This is a genomic window from Archangium gephyra, from assembly GCF_042230915.1.
Lineage (GTDB): Bacteria > Myxococcota > Myxococcia > Myxococcales > Myxococcaceae > Archangium > Archangium gephyra_B.
In genome coordinates this window covers 5,909,505-5,925,548 of the sequence record NZ_CP102578.1, presented here as the reverse complement: position 1 = coordinate 5,925,548, position 16,044 = coordinate 5,909,505, and the positions used below count along the sequence as shown (strand labels likewise).

Below are 16,044 nucleotides of genomic sequence, written 5' to 3'. Positions count from 1 at the left end.
TACGGAACCCCCCGTCCATGCACGTACACCCCTCCAGATGGCTCGTCGTGGGCGCGTGTCTGCTCGCCCCGGCCGCCATGGCCGAGCCCGGCGAGCCCGTGGCCCACGGCGTGTCGATCGGCGTCTCCAGCTTCCAGCAGCTCGGGTTGTGGCGGAACGCCGAGGCGGCCATGACGTTGGACGCCGCGTACCACCGGGCGCTCGGCACCCAGGGCCCCGGACGCCACCTCTTCGTGGGCGGCGGGCTGCGCTACGCCCTGCCCTCCAGCCAGACGACCTTCCCGCTCGAGCTCTATGCCCGGGGGGAGCTGCGCACGCGGGTGGGCTTCTGGGAGCCCGCCGGGGGCCTCGAGGTGGGGTTCAGCCGGGTCTCCCTGCCTCGCCGGGCCGTCCGCCTCCCCATGGGCGTCGAGCTGTACGAGCAGAATGACGCCCTGGTGTCCGGGCCCCTCTACTTCGCCATCCACGCCGCGCCCCTGCGCTTCCACTTCGGCCGCTTCATCATCGGTGGCCCGGAGGTGCAGTGGGGGCCCGCCGGCCCTCCGTTCCGCACGGCCCAGCGGCTCCACCTCGGGCTGGCCCGCCTGGAGGTGCAGCTATGAGAGCCCCGCGCGCTTCCCTCTTGCTGCTCGCCACGGGCCTCGGCCTCGCGGGCGGCACCGCGTGCGCTCCGACGCAGCTGCTGGAAGGGGCAGATCTGCCCGCCCTCCAGGCGCTCACCGGGGAGATCCAGCCCGAGCGCGTCTGGAGCGATCTCCTCACGCTCACCCAGAAGCACGCCTCGGATCAGTCCATCGACTGCGTGCCCCTCGTCCCCGCGACGACTCGCGAGACGTGGCCCGAGCTGTGCCACCTCTCCAACTCCCTGTCGGGGGAATGGGTGCGCTCGCAGCTCGTGTCGTTCGACGGGCTGCGGGTCACCGACGACGTGTCGCTCGGCGAGAATGGCATGCGCACCCGCAACATCATCGCCGAGCTCCCGGGCACCACGAAGCCCGGAGAGGTCATCCTCGTGGGCGCCCACTTCGATGCCTTCTGGCAGGGCGCGGATGACAACAGCAGCGGGGTCGCCGCCGTGCTGGAGCTGGCCCGCGTGCTCTCCCGCTACAAGTTCGAGCGCACCATCCGCTTCGTCGGCTTCGACATGGAGGAGTACGGCATCTCCGGCAGCCACCGCTACGTGAAGGAAGGCAAGAGCGAGCAGGTCGTCACCGCGCTCGTCTTCGACAGCATCGGCTACTACTCCGACGAGGAGGGCTCCCAGGAGTCGATTCCCGGCCTGCCCTCGCCCTCCAAGGGGGACTTCCTGGCCATCATCGCCAACGACGACTCCAGCCACGAGGCCTCGCAGGTCTACGCGCTCAACGGCTCGCTGGAGCTGATGCACGCGGTGCCACTCATCTCCTCGGCCAATGGCACCTCCACCATGGGCTTCGCCCTGACGCTCAGCGATCACCTCCCCTTCTGGTTCAACCACCAGAAGGCCATCTTCCTCACCGACACCGCGCCGTTCCGCAACCCGCACTACCACCAGGAGACGGACACGCCGGACAAGCTGGATCCGGTCCGCCTGGGCCAGGCCACCCGCGTGGCCGCCGCGGCCATCGCCTACTGGGCAGGGGGGCCCACTCCATGAAGACCTCTCCTCTCTCATGGCTCCAGGCGGGCGCGCTCGCACTGGGGCTCGGACTGGTGTGCGCTCCCGCCGGAGCGCGGGCCGAGGCGCCCGCCGCGCACCACCGGCTCTCCGTCTTCACCACGGCGGGCGCGCAGGTGTACCTGTCCGCGGCCCGGACGATGGGCGGCGTCGGCGGTGGGCTCGGCGTCCGGGATACGATCAACGGGCGCTTCATCCTCCAGGCGGACCTCGGCTACCTGTCGCTGCTCGGCAACGCGGCCTCGCTGCGCGTCGGAGCGGGCGTGCAGCGCAGCGGCATGTGGGCCCCCGCGGCCCTGCTCACCGTGACGACGCTGTTCGGCGAGCGCCTCAGCTTCCTCACCCCCGAGCACCCCGAGCGCCTCACGGGCCCCGCCATGGCCCTGGGCGTCACGCTCGCGCCGGTGCGCTTCGAGCTGGAGTCGGTGCAGGTCTCCGTCCTCCAGCTCGGCATTGGCGCCGGCACGGACCTGCCCGGCCTGGGCCTGCACTACTCGCTCGGCCTGCTCGAGGCCGGGGTCACCTTCTAGGAGCCCGCCATGTCAGCTCACGCGCTGGCCGACGCTGTTTCCTTCTATGACGGGCTGCTGCGGGGCGAGGTCCTCGAGCGCACGCACGAGACGCTCCTGCGGCAGTGCGAGGCGCGGACGGTGCGCCACAAGGGACGTTCGCTGTACCGGGTGCTGCGCCCCCGCTTCATCACCCCGGAGCAGCAGGCGGACCTCCAGCGCGCCTCCAGGGCGGTGTCCCAGGCGCTCGAGACGGTGTACCGGCGCGCCTGCGAGGACGAAGCCTTCCGCCGCCTGCTCGGCATCCAGGACTGGGAGGAGCTGCTGATGCCCATGGACGCGAGCTGCCAGATCAGCGGGCGCCTGGACGGCTTCACCGGTCCGGACGGGGTCATCCGCTTCATCGAGTACAACCCCGACCCGGGGGGCCCCCTCCACATGCACAACATCGGGGAGGCGTTCGCCGCCACGCCCGTGCTGGAGGCCTTCGCGCGCCGGTATGAGGTGTCCTTCCCGCGCACCGCGCCCCCCCTCATCGAGTCGCTGAAGGCGCTGCACGCGGGCACCGGCCGCAGCGGCGTGCCGCAGCTCGCCTTCTTCGGCCCTCCCAGCCCGGACGATGGCGAGGAGGAGGCGCTGTACCGCGATTACATGCGGGCCCAGGGCCTCCCCATCCGGCTCGTCACCTCCGAGGACGCGTGGACGTACCGGGACGGCCGGCTCTTCGTGGAGGACTTCCAGGTGGATGTCGTCAGCTACATCACGTCCAGCGGGTTCGCCGGGCTCATCGTGGGCTGCGACCGCGAGCACCCGGTCATGCGGGCGCTCGCCGAGCGCGCGGCGCACTTCATGAACGGGCTGTTCCGCAGCTGCGTCTTGCGCAACAAGCTGCTCTTCGCCGTGCTCAGCGACGTGGCGCACTCGGAGATGTTCGCGCCGGAGCTGCGCCCCGTGCTGGCCCGCCACGTCCCCTGGACGCGCGCGGTGAAGGAGGGAAAGACATCCTACGGCGGCCGGGAGGTGGAGCTGCTGCCCTTCATCGCCGAGCACCGTGAGCAGCTCGTCCTCAAGCCGGCGAACGAGTTCGGCGGCAGCGGGGTGACGCTGGGCTGGCAGACCGACGCCGCGACGTGGAGCACCACCCTGAAGACAGCGGTGGAGGGCCCGTGGATCGTCCAGGAGCGTGTCCCCACGGCCCAGGAGCGCTACCCCGTCTACGACGGAGGACAGCTGCGCCACGAGGAGCTGTACGCGGATCTCAACCCGTTCCTGTGGAACGACGGCCGGCAGGAGGGCTTCTGCGTCCGCCTCTCGCGGGACGCCATCGTCAACGTGGCCCAGGGCGGCTGCAACACCCCGCTGGTGGTGGTCCAGCCATGAGGTTCCCCGCCATCACCCGGCCCGGCCCCGCGTTCCTCGCGACATGGCTCGGACTGGCCATCACCTGGTTCGGCTCGGGGCTGACGACGTTCGCGATCGGTACGTTCATGTACCAGCGCAGCGGCTCCATCACCCAGTACTCGCTCTTCCAGTTCTTCTACTTCCTGCCGATGATGGTGCTGTCCCCGCTGGCCGGCGCCCTCATCGACCGCTGGGATCGCCGCTGGGCCCTGCTCCTGGCGGAGGTGGGCGCGGGCGTGGGCGCGGCCCTCATCTGGCTGCTGCTGCTCGCCAGCGACAAGGGCCTGTGGCAGCTCGAGCTGTGGCACCTGTATGGGCTGATCGCCCTGGGCTCCTGCTTCAGCACGCTCCAACTGCCGGCGTGCTACGCCGCCACGACGCTGCTCGTCCCCAAGGAGCACCTGGGCCGCGCCAATGGGATGATCGAGCTGGCCTTCGGCGCCGGGCAGCTCCTGGCGCCCCTGACGGCCGGCCAGGTGCTGGGGTCCATCGGGCTGCATGGCGTGGTGCAGCTGGACGTGCTCACCTTCGCCGTCTCCGTCACGCTCCTGCTGTTCGTCCGCTTCCCGCCCGCGCCGCCCGTGCGGGAGCAGCCGGGCCAGCAGTCGCTCCGGCGGGACATCACCGAGGGCTGGACCTTCATCCGCACCCGGCCCGGGCTGCTGCAGCTCATGGTGTTCATCGGCATCCTCAACCTGATCACCAGCATGATCATCGTGCTCATCTACCCCCTGGTGCTGAGCTTCGCGGGCGTGTCCACCCTGGGCCTGGTCCTGTCCTTCGCGGGCGTGGGCATGGTGGTGGGCGGCGTGCTGATGGCCGTGTGGGGCGGCCCCAAGCGCCGCATCCACGGGGTGCTCGGCTTCTACCTGCTGTCCGCGCTGGCGCTGTTCGCCGCGGCCCTGCCGCCCTCGGCTCCGGTCATCGCGGGGGGAGCCTTCGTCTTCCTCATGTGCTCCCCGGTCATCCTCAGCTCCATGCAGGCCATCTGGCAGAGCAAGGTGCCTCCCGGCCTCCAGGGGCGCGTCTTCTCCGTGCGGCGGATGCTCGGCCTGGCCGCGAATCCCCTCGCCGCCCTGCTGTGCGGCCCCCTGTCCGACTACGTCTTCGAGCCCCTGCTCGTCCCCGGCGGCGCGCTGGAGCACTCCGTCGGGCGCGTGCTCGGTGTCGGCACCGGGCGCGGCATCGCGCTCCTGTTCGTCGTGCTGGGCGTCATCATCCTCGTCCACACGCTCGTCTCCTTCCTCTCCCCGCGCATCCGCCACGTGGAGGACGAGCTGCCGGACGCCCTCGACGGGCCCGACGCTCCCCCAGCCCTCGGCCCCTCTCCAGGGCCCGCCGTAGTGGGTTGATTTTTCCCAAATTCCAAGAGAACCTGGAGTTTCATGGTTCTTCACGACGAGAGCACCCTGGAGCAGGTCCCCTGGCCCGACTCGCCGGAGGGGCGCTTCGCGCGCGCCTATCTCACGCCGCTGATGAAGCGGGGCAGCGAGGCCTTCGTGTCGGACAGGACCACGCTGCGGCTGGTGGAGCTGGATGGGCACGTGCTGCCGCTGGCCATCAACGACGCCGAGTACGGCAACTCGCCGATGCTGTCGAACTTCGCCCGCTACGTCACCCTGCAGGTGAAGGCGATCGAGCGGGGGAACTGGGGGCCGGTGTACGGGCGGCTGGTGCGCGGCGTGCTGCACGGCGTGGGAGCGATGCTCAAGGCGGCGCGGATCGACCGGTGCGTCTACGTGGACCACTGGCTGGTGCTGCGCAACCGGGGCGTCCTGCTGTCCGCGGAGCAGGTGCGGCGGCTCACGGCGTTCCTCACCGAGCGCTTCCCCGGGCACGCCCTCGTGTTTCCGGCGCTGAGCCTGGCCACGCACGCGCCCCTGCTCAACACTCTCGGGGGCGAGGGCTACGAGGCCGTCTACGCCTTCCACACGCGCGTGCTGCTGCCCTACAAGGCAGAGGTGAGCCGGCAGGTGCGCGAGAACCGGCGCCGGGACGCGCGGCTGCTGGAGGCGAGCGGCTATGAGGTGGTGGACGGCCAGGCGCGGCCCGGCTGCGCGCCGCGGCTGGCCGAGCTGTACCGGTTGCTCAACGAGGAGAAGTACTCGACGAACCAGCGGATGGCGCCGGAGTTCTTCGAGGCGGCCCTGCGCGACGGCACGCTGCACTTCCGGCTGGCGGTGAAGGACGGGCGCATCGACGGCTTCTTCGCCTACGCGGTGAGCCATGACGTGCTCTTCGCGCCCGTCTTCGGGTACGACGTGAACCTGCCTCAGGAGCTCGGGCTGTACCGGGGCCTGGTGCACCAGCTCATCCAGGAGGCGATGGAGCTGGGCGTGGCCGTGGAGCTGGGCGCGGGCGCCGATCAATTCAAGAGCATGCGCGGTGACAGCCCCATGCCCCGCTACAGCGCCGTCTACACCCGGCATCTGCCGGGCTGGCGCCAGCAGGGGTGGCGGCTGCTGCGGCGCTTCGCCAACGGCTCCATGCTGGGGGCCAACCGGGCGGTGCTGCGGCAGATAGACGGGGACGGCGTGGTGGGCTTCGACGGCGTGCCCGAGACCTTCGCCCCGCCCACGCTGGGGGCGCACGAGGCGGCGGAGCTGCTGCGCCAGGAGCTGGGCTCGCTGGAGCGTGCGCTGGAGGAGGCCTCGGGGCTGGAGGCGGAGGCCCTGGCCCGGGCCCTCGCCCCGCTCGCGGAGAAGCTGCACAACTGGCAGCAGCCCACCCGGCGCGTGGTGGCGCTGCGCGAGAAGCTGGAGCAGCTGGAGCAGCGCCAGCGGCGCGGGGCCAGCGCCAAGGCCCCCCAGGACAAGGGCCCCCCGGCGGCCGAGCTGGCCCGCCAGCTCCTCGAGGGCGCCACGAAGCTGGGAGAGGCCCTGCTCGTGGCCAGCCATCAGGGAGAGGCGTCCGCCCAGCAGCTGCGCGCCCTGGCGGACAGCCTGCGGCAGTCGGCCGGCTGTGCCGCCGTGGTGCTGACGGCCACGCGCGGCGGCAAGGTGGTGCTCGTCACCGCGGCCACCCAGGCCCTGGTCCAGCGCGGCGTGGACGCCGGCCAGCTCATGGCCCAGGTGGCCCCCTCCGTCGAGGGCAAGGGCGGCGGCGCTCCCGACATCGCCTGGGGTGGCGGCTCGCGGCCCGAGGGCATCGGCGCGGCGCTCGAGGCCGCGCGCACCTTCCTCCAGACCCGCCTCGGCGGCACCTCTTAACCTCCCGACTCCCCAGCCATGATCCTCTACGACGAGAACACCATCGCGGACGCTCCGTGGCCCGGGACGGAGGAGGGACGCAAGGCGCGCGACTTCCTCGTCCCGCTCTTCCAGCAGGGGGCGCACGCCTTCTTCGAGGACCGCAGCACCCTGCGCCTGCTCGCGCTGGATGAGCTGCTCATCCCGCTCTCCATCAACGACGCCGAGTACGGCAACTCGTACTTCTTCTCCCCCTTCGCCCGCTACATCACCAGCCAGCGCGCCCTCCTCAAGACGGGCAACTGGAAGCCCCTGCCCCGGCTGGCCATGGGCAGCGCGCTGTGGAGCCTGGGCGCGCTGCTGCAGGGCGCCCGCATCAACAAGGTCATCCACGTCGACAACTGGCCCACGCTGCGCAACATGGGCGCCCCGCTCACGGCCGATCAGGTGCGGCGCCTCACGGAGTTCCTCACCGCGCGCTACCCCCAGCACGCCCTCGTCTTCCCGGCGCTGAGCCCCGCCACCCACGCCCCGCTGTGCAACCACCTGAAGGCCCAGGGCTACGCGTTCGCCTTCATGACGCACACCCGCGTGCTCCTCCCCCACGGCCATGAGCCGGGCCGCAAGGCGCGCGAGAACCGGCGCCGGGATGCGCGGCTGCTGGAGACCAGCGGCTACCAGCTGGTGGACGCCCGGGAGATGCCTGGCTGTGCCCCCCGGCTCGCCGAGCTGTACCGGATGCTCAACCGGGAGAAGTACGCCACCAACCCCCCCATCACCCCCGCCTTCTTCGAGGCGGCCCTGCGCGGAGAGATGATCCAGTTCCGCCTGCTGGTGAAGGACGGGCGCATCGACAGCTTCTACGGCTTCCACGTGAAGGGGGACGTCCTCTTCTCGCCCGCGGCCGGGTACGAGCTGAGCCTCCCGCAGGAGCTGGGGCTCTACCGCATCCTCAACAACCTGCTGATGCAGGAGGCGCTGGACCGGGGCATCGCCATCGAGACGGGGGGCGGCGCGGACCCCTTCAAGAGCCACCGCGGGGACAGGCCGGTGCCCCGCTACAACGCCGTCTACAGCGCCCATCTGCCCGCCTACCGGCAGGCGGGGTGGCGGCTGGTGCGGAAGCTGGCCAACGACAACCTGCTGCCCGTCGTCCGCTCCCGCCTGCGGCAGATCGACGGCGAGGACGTGGCGGGCTTCGACGGTGTCCCCGAGACCTTCGCCCCGCCCTTCCTGAGCCCCCGCGAGTCGGTGGCGCAGGTGGAGGAGGCGCTGGAGGCGCTGCGCGGCGAGCTGGAGGAGCTGTCCCGGCTGGAGCCGAAGGAGCTGGCCTCGCGGCTGCCCGCGCTCGCGAGGAAGATGGACGGCTGGCAGTCCCCGCCCAAGCGCCTGGACGCGCTGCGCGAGCGGCTCGGCCAGCTGGAGCACCAGCTGCACGACGAGAAGCGGACCAAACGGGTGTCCGCGCGGGCCCAGCGGGCGCAGGTGGCCCGCCAGCTCCTCGAGGGCGCCTCGAAGCTGGGAGACGCCCTGCTGGTGGCCAGCCACCTGGGAGAGGAGTCCTCGCAGAACCTGCGCACGCTCGCCGAGGGGCTGCGGAAGGCGGCTCCCCAGGCCGCGGTGGTGCTCACGGCCACGCAGGGCGGCTCGGTGGTGCTGGTCACCGCGGCGGCGCAGGAGCTGCTCCAGCGCGGCGTGGACGCGGGCCAGCTGCTGCGGTGGGGGGCCCCGGCCGTGGGGGCGGGCTCCGAGTCGGGAGGCCCGGAGGTGGCCTGGGCGGAAGGCTCCCGCCCCGAGGGCCTCTCCGCCGTGCCCGGGGCGGTGCGGCAGTCCCTCCAGGAGCGCCTGGGCTGAGCGGCGCTCCGGCAATCACCCAAGTCCTTGGAATGAAGACACATGGCGTCCACTCCTGAAGAGAAGCGCGCACAACTGGCCCGCCTCCTGCGCGAGAAGGCCCGCAAGCCCAAGCAGGCCCCCGCGTCCTTTTCCCAGGAGCGGATGTGGTTCCTGGATCAGTGGAACCCCGGCAGCGCCCTGTTCAACATGCCGGTGGCGGTGCGGCTCACGGGAGAGCTCCACCTGGAGGCGCTCGAGCGCGGACTCCAGGAGCTGGTGAGCCGTCACGAGCCGCTGCGCACCACGCTCCTGGAGCAGGAGGGCAGCCCCGTCCAGCTCATCGCCCCGAGCGTGGCGGTGCCCCTCACCCTGGTGGACCTCCAGGAGCATCCCGAGGCCGGGCGCGAGGCCCAGGCCTGGAAGCACATCTCCTCCGAGGCCCGGCGGCCCTTCGAGCTGAGCCAGGGTCCGCTGCTGCGCACCGTGCTGTACCGGCTGTCCCCGCACGAGCACCTGCTGCTGTTCAACCTGCACCACGCCATCGCGGACGGCTGGTCCATGGGCGTGCTCGTCCGGGAGCTGGCGGCGCTCTACCCGGCCTTCCTCGAGGGCCGGCCCTCGCCCCTGCCCCCCCTGCCCCTCCAGTACGCCGAGTACGCCGGCTGGCAGCGCGAGTGGCTGCGGGGCGAGGTGCTGGAGTCGCAGCTCGCCTTCTGGCGCTCGAAGCTGGATCCCCACGCCGTGCTGGAGCTGCCGGGGGACAGGCCGCGCCCGGCCGTGCTCGGCTCCCAGGGCGTGCGCCAGTCGCTGGTGCTCTCGCCGGAGCTGACGCAGGCCCTCAAGGGGCTCGCCCAGCGCGAGGGCAAGACGCTCTTCGCCACCCTGCTGGCCGCCTTCGCGGTGCTGCTGCAGCGCTACACCGGGCAGACGGATCTGACGGTGGGCACGCTGGTGGCGGGCCGTGAGCGCGCCGAGCTGGAGGGGCTCATCGGGCTGTTCATCAACACGCTCGCCCTGCGCACCCGCCTCGAGGGGGACCCGACGTTCCGCGAGCTGCTGGACCGCGCCTTCGAGTCGGCGCGCGAAGCCCAGGCCCACCAGGACGTGCCCTTCGAGAAGCTGGTGGAGGCCCTCAAGCCCGAGCGCAGCTCGCGCCACCTGCCGCTCTTCCAGGTGATGCTCAACCTGCAGAACGCGCCCCTGCCCCCGCTCCAGGTCCCGGGCCTGCGCATGGAGGTGCTGCCCGTCCACACCGGGACGACGAAGCACGATCTGACGCTGTACGCCACCGAGCTGCCCGAGGGGCTGCGGCTCAGCGCCGAGTACAGCACGGAGCTCTTCGAGGCCCCGACGATGCTCCGGCTGCTGGGGCACCTGCGCTCGCTGCTGGCCGCCGCCGCCGAGGACCCGGAGCAGCGCATCTCCGAGCTGCCCCTGCTGACGCAGGAGGAGCGCCGGCAGATCCTCGAGGAGTGGAACGGCGAGAAGGCCGGGAGACCCACCGCCTGCCTCCACACCCTCATCGAGGCGCAGGTGGAGCGCACGCCCGAGGCCGTGGCGCTCGAATTCGAGGGGCAATCGCTCACCTACCGGGAGCTGGAGGCACGCGCCAACCAGCTCGCCTGGCACCTGCGCTCGCTGGGCGTGGGCCCCGAGGTGCGCGTGGGCCTGTGTGTCGAGCGCTCGCTGGAGATGGTGATCGCCCTGCTGGCCACGCTGAAGGCCGGCGGCGCCTACGTCCCGTTGGATCCCGACTACCCCTCGCAGCGGCTGGTGTGGATGCTCGAGGACGCGCGCCCCGCCGTGCTGCTGGTCCAGCAGCGGCTGCTCTCGCGCCTGCCGCCGCACGGGGCCCGGGTGCTCTGCCTGGACTCGCAGTGGGACGAGGTGGCCGCGCACCCGGAGCACGCGCCGCCGCCGCTCGCCACGCCGGACAACCTCGCCTACGTCATCTTCACCTCCGGCTCCACCGGGCGGCCCAAGGGGGCGATGAATGCCCATGCGCCCGTGGTGAACCGGCTGCTGTGGATGCAGGAGGAGTACGCCCTGGGTCCCCAGGACACCGTGCTGCAGAAGACGCCCTTCAGCTTCGACGTGTCCGTCTGGGAGTTCTTCTGGCCGTTGATGGTGGGCGCGCGGCTGGTGGTGGCCCGGCCCGGTGGGCACCAGGAGCCGGCCTACCTGGTGCGGCTCATCGCCGAGGCGCGCGTCACCACGCTGCACTTCGTGCCCTCCATGCTCCAGGTCTTCCTGGAGGAGCCGGGGCTGGAGCGCTGTGCGGCGCTGCGGCGCGTGGTGTGCAGTGGCGAGGCCCTGCCGTTGGAGCTCGCCGAGCGCTGTCTGCAGCGGCTGCCCCAGGCCGGGCTGCACAACCTCTACGGCCCCACCGAGGCGGCTGTCGACGTCACCTTCTACGCCTGCGTGCGCGGCGAGCAGCGGCGCTCGGTGCCCATCGGCCGGCCCGTGGCGAACACGTCCATCCGGCTGCTGGATCCGAAGCTGCGGCCGGTGCCGGTGGGGGTGCCCGGCGAGCTGTTCATCGGCGGCGTGCAGGTGGGGCGTGGCTACCTGTCCCGGCCCGAGCTGACGGCCGAGCGCTTCATCCCGGACCCCTTCAGCGAGACGCCGGGGGCGAGGATGTACCGCACGGGCGACGTGGCGCGCTGGCTGCCCGACGGCAATGTGGAGTACCTGGGCCGGGCCGACTTCCAGGTGAAGATCCGCGGCCTGCGCATCGAGCTGGGGGAGATCGAATCCGCGCTGGAGCAGCAGCCCACCGTGCAGCAGGCGGTGGTGATGGCGCGCGAGGACGTGCCCGGCGACAAGCGGCTGGTGGCCTACGTGGCGGGGCGCGGCGGCGCGGCGGCGGTGGACCCGGAGGCACTGAGCGCCCGCCTGCGCGAGAAGCTGCCCGAGTACATGGTGCCCTCGGCGCTCGTGGTGCTGGAGGCCCTGCCGCTCAGCCCCAACGGCAAGGTGGATCGCAAGGCGCTGCCCGCCCCGAAGCTGGAGCGCACGCGGGAGGAGGCCACCGCCCCGGGCACGCCTACCGAGGCCGAGGTCGCCGCGCTCTTCTCGGAGCTGCTGCACGTGGAGCAGGTGGGCGCGAAGGATGATCTCTTCAAGCTGGGCGGCAACTCGCTGATGGCCACGCGGGTGGTGGCGAGGCTGAGGGCGCGCTTCGGTGTGGAGCTGCCGGTGCGCGTCCTCTTCCAGCACTCCACGGTGCGGCAGGTGGCGCGGCTGGTGGACGAGGCCCGTGCCGGCGGGGAGCCGAAGCAGGAGCGGGCCTCCGGGCCGAAGCGCCGCGAGCGCCAGCCCGTCGTCCCCCTGCGCGCCGACGACGCCTCCGCGGACCCGGAGACGTCCCAGGAGCAGGCGCGGCTCACCGCGCAGGAGCGGCACCGCCTGCTGGTGGAGTGGAACGCCACGGCGGCGGACTTCCCGCGCGAGGCCTGCATCCACCACCTCGTCGAGGCCCAGGCCCGCCGCACCCCCGAGGCGGTGGCCGTGAGCGCGGGCCCGGAGCGCCTCACGTACCGGGAGCTGGACACGCGCGCCAACCGGCTCGCCCACTACCTGCGCTCGCTGGGCGTGGGCCCCGAGGTGCGCGTGGGCCTGTGCGTCGAGCGCTCCGCGGACATGGTGGTGGGCATGCTCGCCATCCTCAAGGCCGGCGGCGCCTACGTCCCGTTGGATCCCACCTACCCGCGCGAGCGTCTGGCCTTCCTCCTGGAGGATGCCCGGGGCCCCGCGCTGCTCGCGCACTCGCACCTGCAAGCGGTGCTGCCGCCCCACTCCGCCCAGGTGGTCTGCCTGGATGCCCTGCCGGAGGCCGTGGCCGGGCAGCCCGGCTCGCCGCCGCCCGGCGCGCTCGAGCCCGAGAACCTCGCCTACCTCATCTACACCTCGGGCAGCACGGGCCGGCCCAAGGGCGTGGCCATCACCCACCGCAGCGCCGTGGCGTTCCTCTCGTGGGCCCTGGCCACGTTCCCTCCCGAGACGCTGCGGGGCGTGCTGGCGTGCACCTCCCTCAACTTCGATCTCTCCGTCTTCGAGCTCTTCGCCCCGTTGAGCAGTGGCGGCACGGTCATCGTCGCGCGCAACGCGCTGCACCTGGCCGAGCTGCCCCAGGCCTCCGAGGTGACGCTCGTCAACACCGTGCCCTCGGCGATGGCGCAGTTGCTGCGGCTCGGAGCGCTGCCGGCGTCGGTGCGCACCATCAACCTCGCCGGAGAGCCGCTGCCCGAGCCGCTCGCGCGCCAGGTGTACGGCGTCCCCACGGTGAGGGAGCTGAACAACCTCTATGGCCCCTCGGAGGACACCACCTACTCCACCTGGGTGCGGGTGCGCCCCGGAGAGCCCATCACCATCGGCCGCCCGCTCTCCAACACCCAGGCGTACGTGTTGGACGAGCACCTGGAGCCGGTGCCGGTGGGAGTGCCCGGGGAGCTGTACCTCGCGGGCGACGGACTGGCGCGAGGGTACCTGCACCGGCCGGAGCTCACCGCGGAGCGCTTCGTGCCGTGTCCCTTCGGGGCGCCGGGCGCGCGCATGTACCGGACGGGAGATCGGGTGCGCTACCGGCCGGACGGAGAGCTGGACTACCTGGGGCGCAACGACAACCAGGTGAAGATCCGCGGCTTCCGCATCGAGCTGGGCGAAGTGGAGACCACGCTGCAGCGCCACCCGGGCGTGCGCGAGGTGGTGGTGGTGGTGCGAGAGGACGTGCCCGGCGACAAGCGCCTGGTGGCCTACGCCGCGCCCACTTCCCCCACCACGCCCACTTCCCCCACCACGCCCACTTCCCCCACCACGCCCAACTCCCCTCTCCCCCCGGGAGAGGGACGGGGTGAGGGTATCGCGCCCCTCGGGTTGGATCCCACGCAGCTGCGCGACTGGATGCGCCGCACGCTGCCCGAGTACATGGTGCCCCCGGCGTTCGTGGTGCTGGAGTCCCTGCCGCGCAACGCGAACGGCAAGGTGGATCGCAAGGCGCTGCCGGCCCCGGCGGCCGAGCGCTCCAGCCAGCGTCCCTACGTCGCGCCACGGACGCCCACCGAGGAGCTGCTGGCGGGCCTGTGGCGGCAGGTGCTCGGAGTGGAGTCCGTGGGGGCGAAGGATCATTTCCTCGAGCTGGGAGGCCACTCGCTGCTGGCGACGCAGGTGGTGTCGAGGCTGCGCTCGGCGCTGAAGCTCGAGCTGCCCCTGAATGCCTTCTTCGAGACGCCGACGCTCGAGGCGCTGGCGAGCCGGGTGGACGCGGCCCGGGACAGCGGCAGCGCGCTCCGCGTCATCCCGCCGCTGCTGCCCGTGCCGAGGACGGAGCGGCTGCCGTTGTCCTTCGCCCAGCAGCGGCTGTGGGTGCTCGACAGGTTCGAGCCGGGCAGCACCGCCTACACCATCCTGGCGGCGCTGCGGCTCGAGGGCCCGTTGAACGCGCGGGCCCTGGCACGTGCCGTCCAGGCGCTGATGCGGCGCCACGAGGGCCTGCGGACCACCTTCATCGAGGACGGCCAGGGCCCCACGCAGAGCATCCTCCCGGACGTGGAGCCGGAGCTCGGGCTGGTGGATCTGCGAGGGCTGCCCGAGGCCGAGCGGGAGCGCGAGGCCCTCACCCTGGCGGCGGAGGAGGCGGAGCGGCCGTTCGAGCTGACGCGGGCGCCGCTGCTGCGAGCGCTGCTGGTGAGGCTGTCCGGACAGCAGCACCTGCTGGTGGTGACGATGCACCACATCATCTCGGACGGGTGGTCCTCGGGCATCCTCATCCGCGAGCTGTCGTCGCTCTACGAGGCCTTCTCCACGGGCGAGCCGCCCCGGCTGGCGCCGCTGTCCGTGCAGTACGCGGACTACGCGGTGTGGCAGCGCCAGTGGCTGAAGGGCGAGGTGCTGGAGTCGCAACTGGCGTACTGGCGCAAGCAGCTCGCGGGAGCACCGGCGGCGCTGGAGCTGCCCACGGACAAGCCGCGTCCACCGGTGCCGTCCTTCCGGGGCGGGCGGGTGCCGGTGCGGCTCGGCCGGGAGCTGACGGCGTCGCTCCAGGCGCTGTGCCAGCGCGAGGGCGTGACGCTCTTCATGGCCCTGCTGGCGGGCTTCCAGACGCTGCTGTCGGCCGGCTCGGGGCAGCTCGACGTGTCGGTGGGCTCGCCCATCGCGGGCCGGGCGCAGCCGGAGCTGGAGGGGTTGATCGGCTGCTTCGTCAACACGCTGGTGCTGCGCACCCGGCTGGAGGGGGATCCCAGCTTCCGCGAGCTGCTGGGCCGCGTACGCGAGGTGACGCTCGGGGCCTATGCCCACCAGGACGTGCCCTTCGAGCGCGTGGTGGAGGAGCTGCTGCCCACGCGCGACTCCAGCCGCTCGCCGCTCTTCCAGGTGCTGTTCGTGCTGGAGAACGCGCCGGGCTCGCAGCCCATGGGGCCGGGGCTGTCCATGCGCTTCGTGGACGTGGAGCGCCACTCGGCGAAGTTCGATCTGACGCTGGCCCTGTGGGAGGAGGAGCAGGAGATCACCGGCGTGCTGGAGTACAGCGGAGATCTCTTCGAGTCCTTCACGGCGGCGCGGATGGCGGAGCACCTGCGCGCGCTGCTGCGGTGGTCGGTGGCGCACCCCGAGGAGCCGATGTCCCGGCTGCGCCTGGCGCTGGCGAGCGGGGACGTGCTGGTGCCGCTGCGCACGGGAGGCTCGCGCCGGCCGTTCTTCTGCGTGCACCCCATTGGGGGCAACGTGCTGTGCTACGCCGAGCTGGTGCGCCACCTGGACGCCGAGCAGCCCTTCTACGGCCTGCAGGCGCGCGGGCTGGAGGGAGCGCAGCCGCCGCTGGAGTCGCTCCCGGAGATGGCGGCGCTGTACGTGGAGGCGCTGCGCACCGTGCAGCCCCGGGGCCCGTACCGGCTGGGAGGCTGGTCCATGGGCGCCGTGGTGGCCTTCGAGATGGCGCGCCTGCTGAAGGAGCAGGGCGAGGAGGTGGAGCAGCTCGTCTTCATCGAGCCGAGCCCCACCGCGTATGCCCAGGGCACGCGGTTGGAGGACGAGGCGACGCTCAACAGCCTCTTCGCGGCGAACCTGGCGCAGACGATGGGGCTGCCGCTGGAGCAGCCGGCGGACGCGGGCGCGCTGCTGGGCTACCAGAGGCTCCAGCGCGTCTTCACGGGCTGCGTGCGAGCCCTCTACCAGCACACGTTGAGCCCGCTGCCGCTGCCCCTCACGATGCTGCGAGGCCAGGAGGCCCAGGTGGGAGACCCGGACGCGCCGGACCGGGGCTGGGCGGCGCTGGCGGCCCACGTGGAGATGGAGGTGGTGCCCGGGGATCACTACTCGGCGCTGCGCTCCCCGCAGGTGGAGACGCTGGCCCGGACGCTGGCCCGCGTGCTGGAGTCACCGCCCCGGAGACTCCAGGCGGTGGGCGCGAAGGGGGGGTAGCCCGTGAATGTCCCCGGGGATGTCCCCTCTCCCC

The 16,044-nt window shown here is 72.2% G+C and carries 8 protein-coding genes; all 8 read left to right on the top strand.

Features of this window, described 5'->3' with window-relative positions; all coding sequences use genetic code 11:
* Nucleotides 1-17: 17 nt before the first annotated feature.
* The 8 genes from NR798_RS23230 to NR798_RS23195 are packed head-to-tail and all read left to right on the top strand — an operon-like array spanning nucleotide 18 to nucleotide 16,010.
* On the top strand, nucleotides 18-602 hold the full coding sequence (locus tag NR798_RS23230) for a hypothetical protein (RefSeq protein ID WP_375773669.1): 585 nt from the start codon (nucleotides 18-20) through the stop codon (nucleotides 600-602).
* Nucleotides 599-1,636 carry a M28 family peptidase gene (locus NR798_RS23225; protein ID WP_375773668.1) on the top strand — a complete coding sequence of 346 codons (1,038 nt, stop codon included), beginning with the start codon at nucleotides 599-601 and terminating at the stop codon, nucleotides 1,634-1,636. Before NR798_RS23230 ends, NR798_RS23225 begins: the two co-directional genes overlap by 4 nt.
* Nucleotides 1,633-2,187 carry a hypothetical protein gene (locus NR798_RS23220; RefSeq protein WP_375773667.1) on the top strand — a complete coding sequence of 185 codons (555 nt, stop codon included), beginning with the start codon at nucleotides 1,633-1,635 and terminating at the stop codon, nucleotides 2,185-2,187. Before NR798_RS23225 ends, NR798_RS23220 begins: the two co-directional genes overlap by 4 nt.
* Nucleotides 2,188-2,196: 9 nt before the next feature.
* Entirely contained in the window at nucleotides 2,197-3,546 is a 1,350-nt protein-coding gene (locus tag NR798_RS23215) for a hypothetical protein (RefSeq protein ID WP_375773666.1), read from the top strand.
* Entirely contained in the window at nucleotides 3,543-4,919 is a 1,377-nt protein-coding gene (locus NR798_RS23210; protein WP_375773665.1) for an MFS transporter, read from the top strand. The genes NR798_RS23215 and NR798_RS23210 overlap by 4 nt, the downstream gene beginning before the upstream one ends.
* Nucleotides 4,920-4,952: 33 nt before the next feature.
* Nucleotides 4,953-6,776, top strand: a complete 1,824-nt coding sequence (locus NR798_RS23205; RefSeq protein ID WP_375773664.1) for a GNAT family N-acetyltransferase — start codon at nucleotides 4,953-4,955, stop codon at nucleotides 6,774-6,776.
* Nucleotides 6,777-6,794: 18 nt separating this feature from the next.
* The gene (locus tag NR798_RS23200) at nucleotides 6,795-8,609 is read left to right on the top strand and encodes a GNAT family N-acetyltransferase (protein WP_375773663.1); all 1,815 of its coding nucleotides are present in this window, start codon (nucleotides 6,795-6,797) and stop codon (nucleotides 8,607-8,609) included.
* A gap of 42 nt (nucleotides 8,610-8,651) precedes the next feature.
* On the top strand, nucleotides 8,652-16,010 hold the full coding sequence (locus NR798_RS23195) for an amino acid adenylation domain-containing protein (protein ID WP_375773662.1): 7,359 nt from the start codon (nucleotides 8,652-8,654) through the stop codon (nucleotides 16,008-16,010).
* The last annotated feature ends 34 nt before the right edge of the window (nucleotides 16,011-16,044 follow it).

Bases quoted from the DNA above. Each gene is read 5' to 3' on its own strand.
- NR798_RS23200 (WP_375773663.1), top strand. From the start codon at position 6,795: ATGATCCTCTACGACGAGAACACCATCGCGGACGCTCCGTGGCCCGGG.
- NR798_RS23210 (WP_375773665.1), top strand. From the start codon at position 3,543: ATGAGGTTCCCCGCCATCACCCGGCCCGGCCCCGCGTTCCTCGCGACA.
- NR798_RS23225 (WP_375773668.1), top strand. From the start codon at position 599: ATGAGAGCCCCGCGCGCTTCCCTCTTGCTGCTCGCCACGGGCCTCGGC.
- NR798_RS23195 (WP_375773662.1), top strand. From the start codon at position 8,652: ATGGCGTCCACTCCTGAAGAGAAGCGCGCACAACTGGCCCGCCTCCTG.
- NR798_RS23220 (WP_375773667.1), top strand. From the start codon at position 1,633: ATGAAGACCTCTCCTCTCTCATGGCTCCAGGCGGGCGCGCTCGCACTG.
- NR798_RS23230 (WP_375773669.1), top strand. From the start codon at position 18: ATGCACGTACACCCCTCCAGATGGCTCGTCGTGGGCGCGTGTCTGCTC.
- NR798_RS23215 (WP_375773666.1), top strand. From the start codon at position 2,197: ATGTCAGCTCACGCGCTGGCCGACGCTGTTTCCTTCTATGACGGGCTG.
- NR798_RS23205 (WP_375773664.1), top strand. From the start codon at position 4,953: ATGGTTCTTCACGACGAGAGCACCCTGGAGCAGGTCCCCTGGCCCGAC.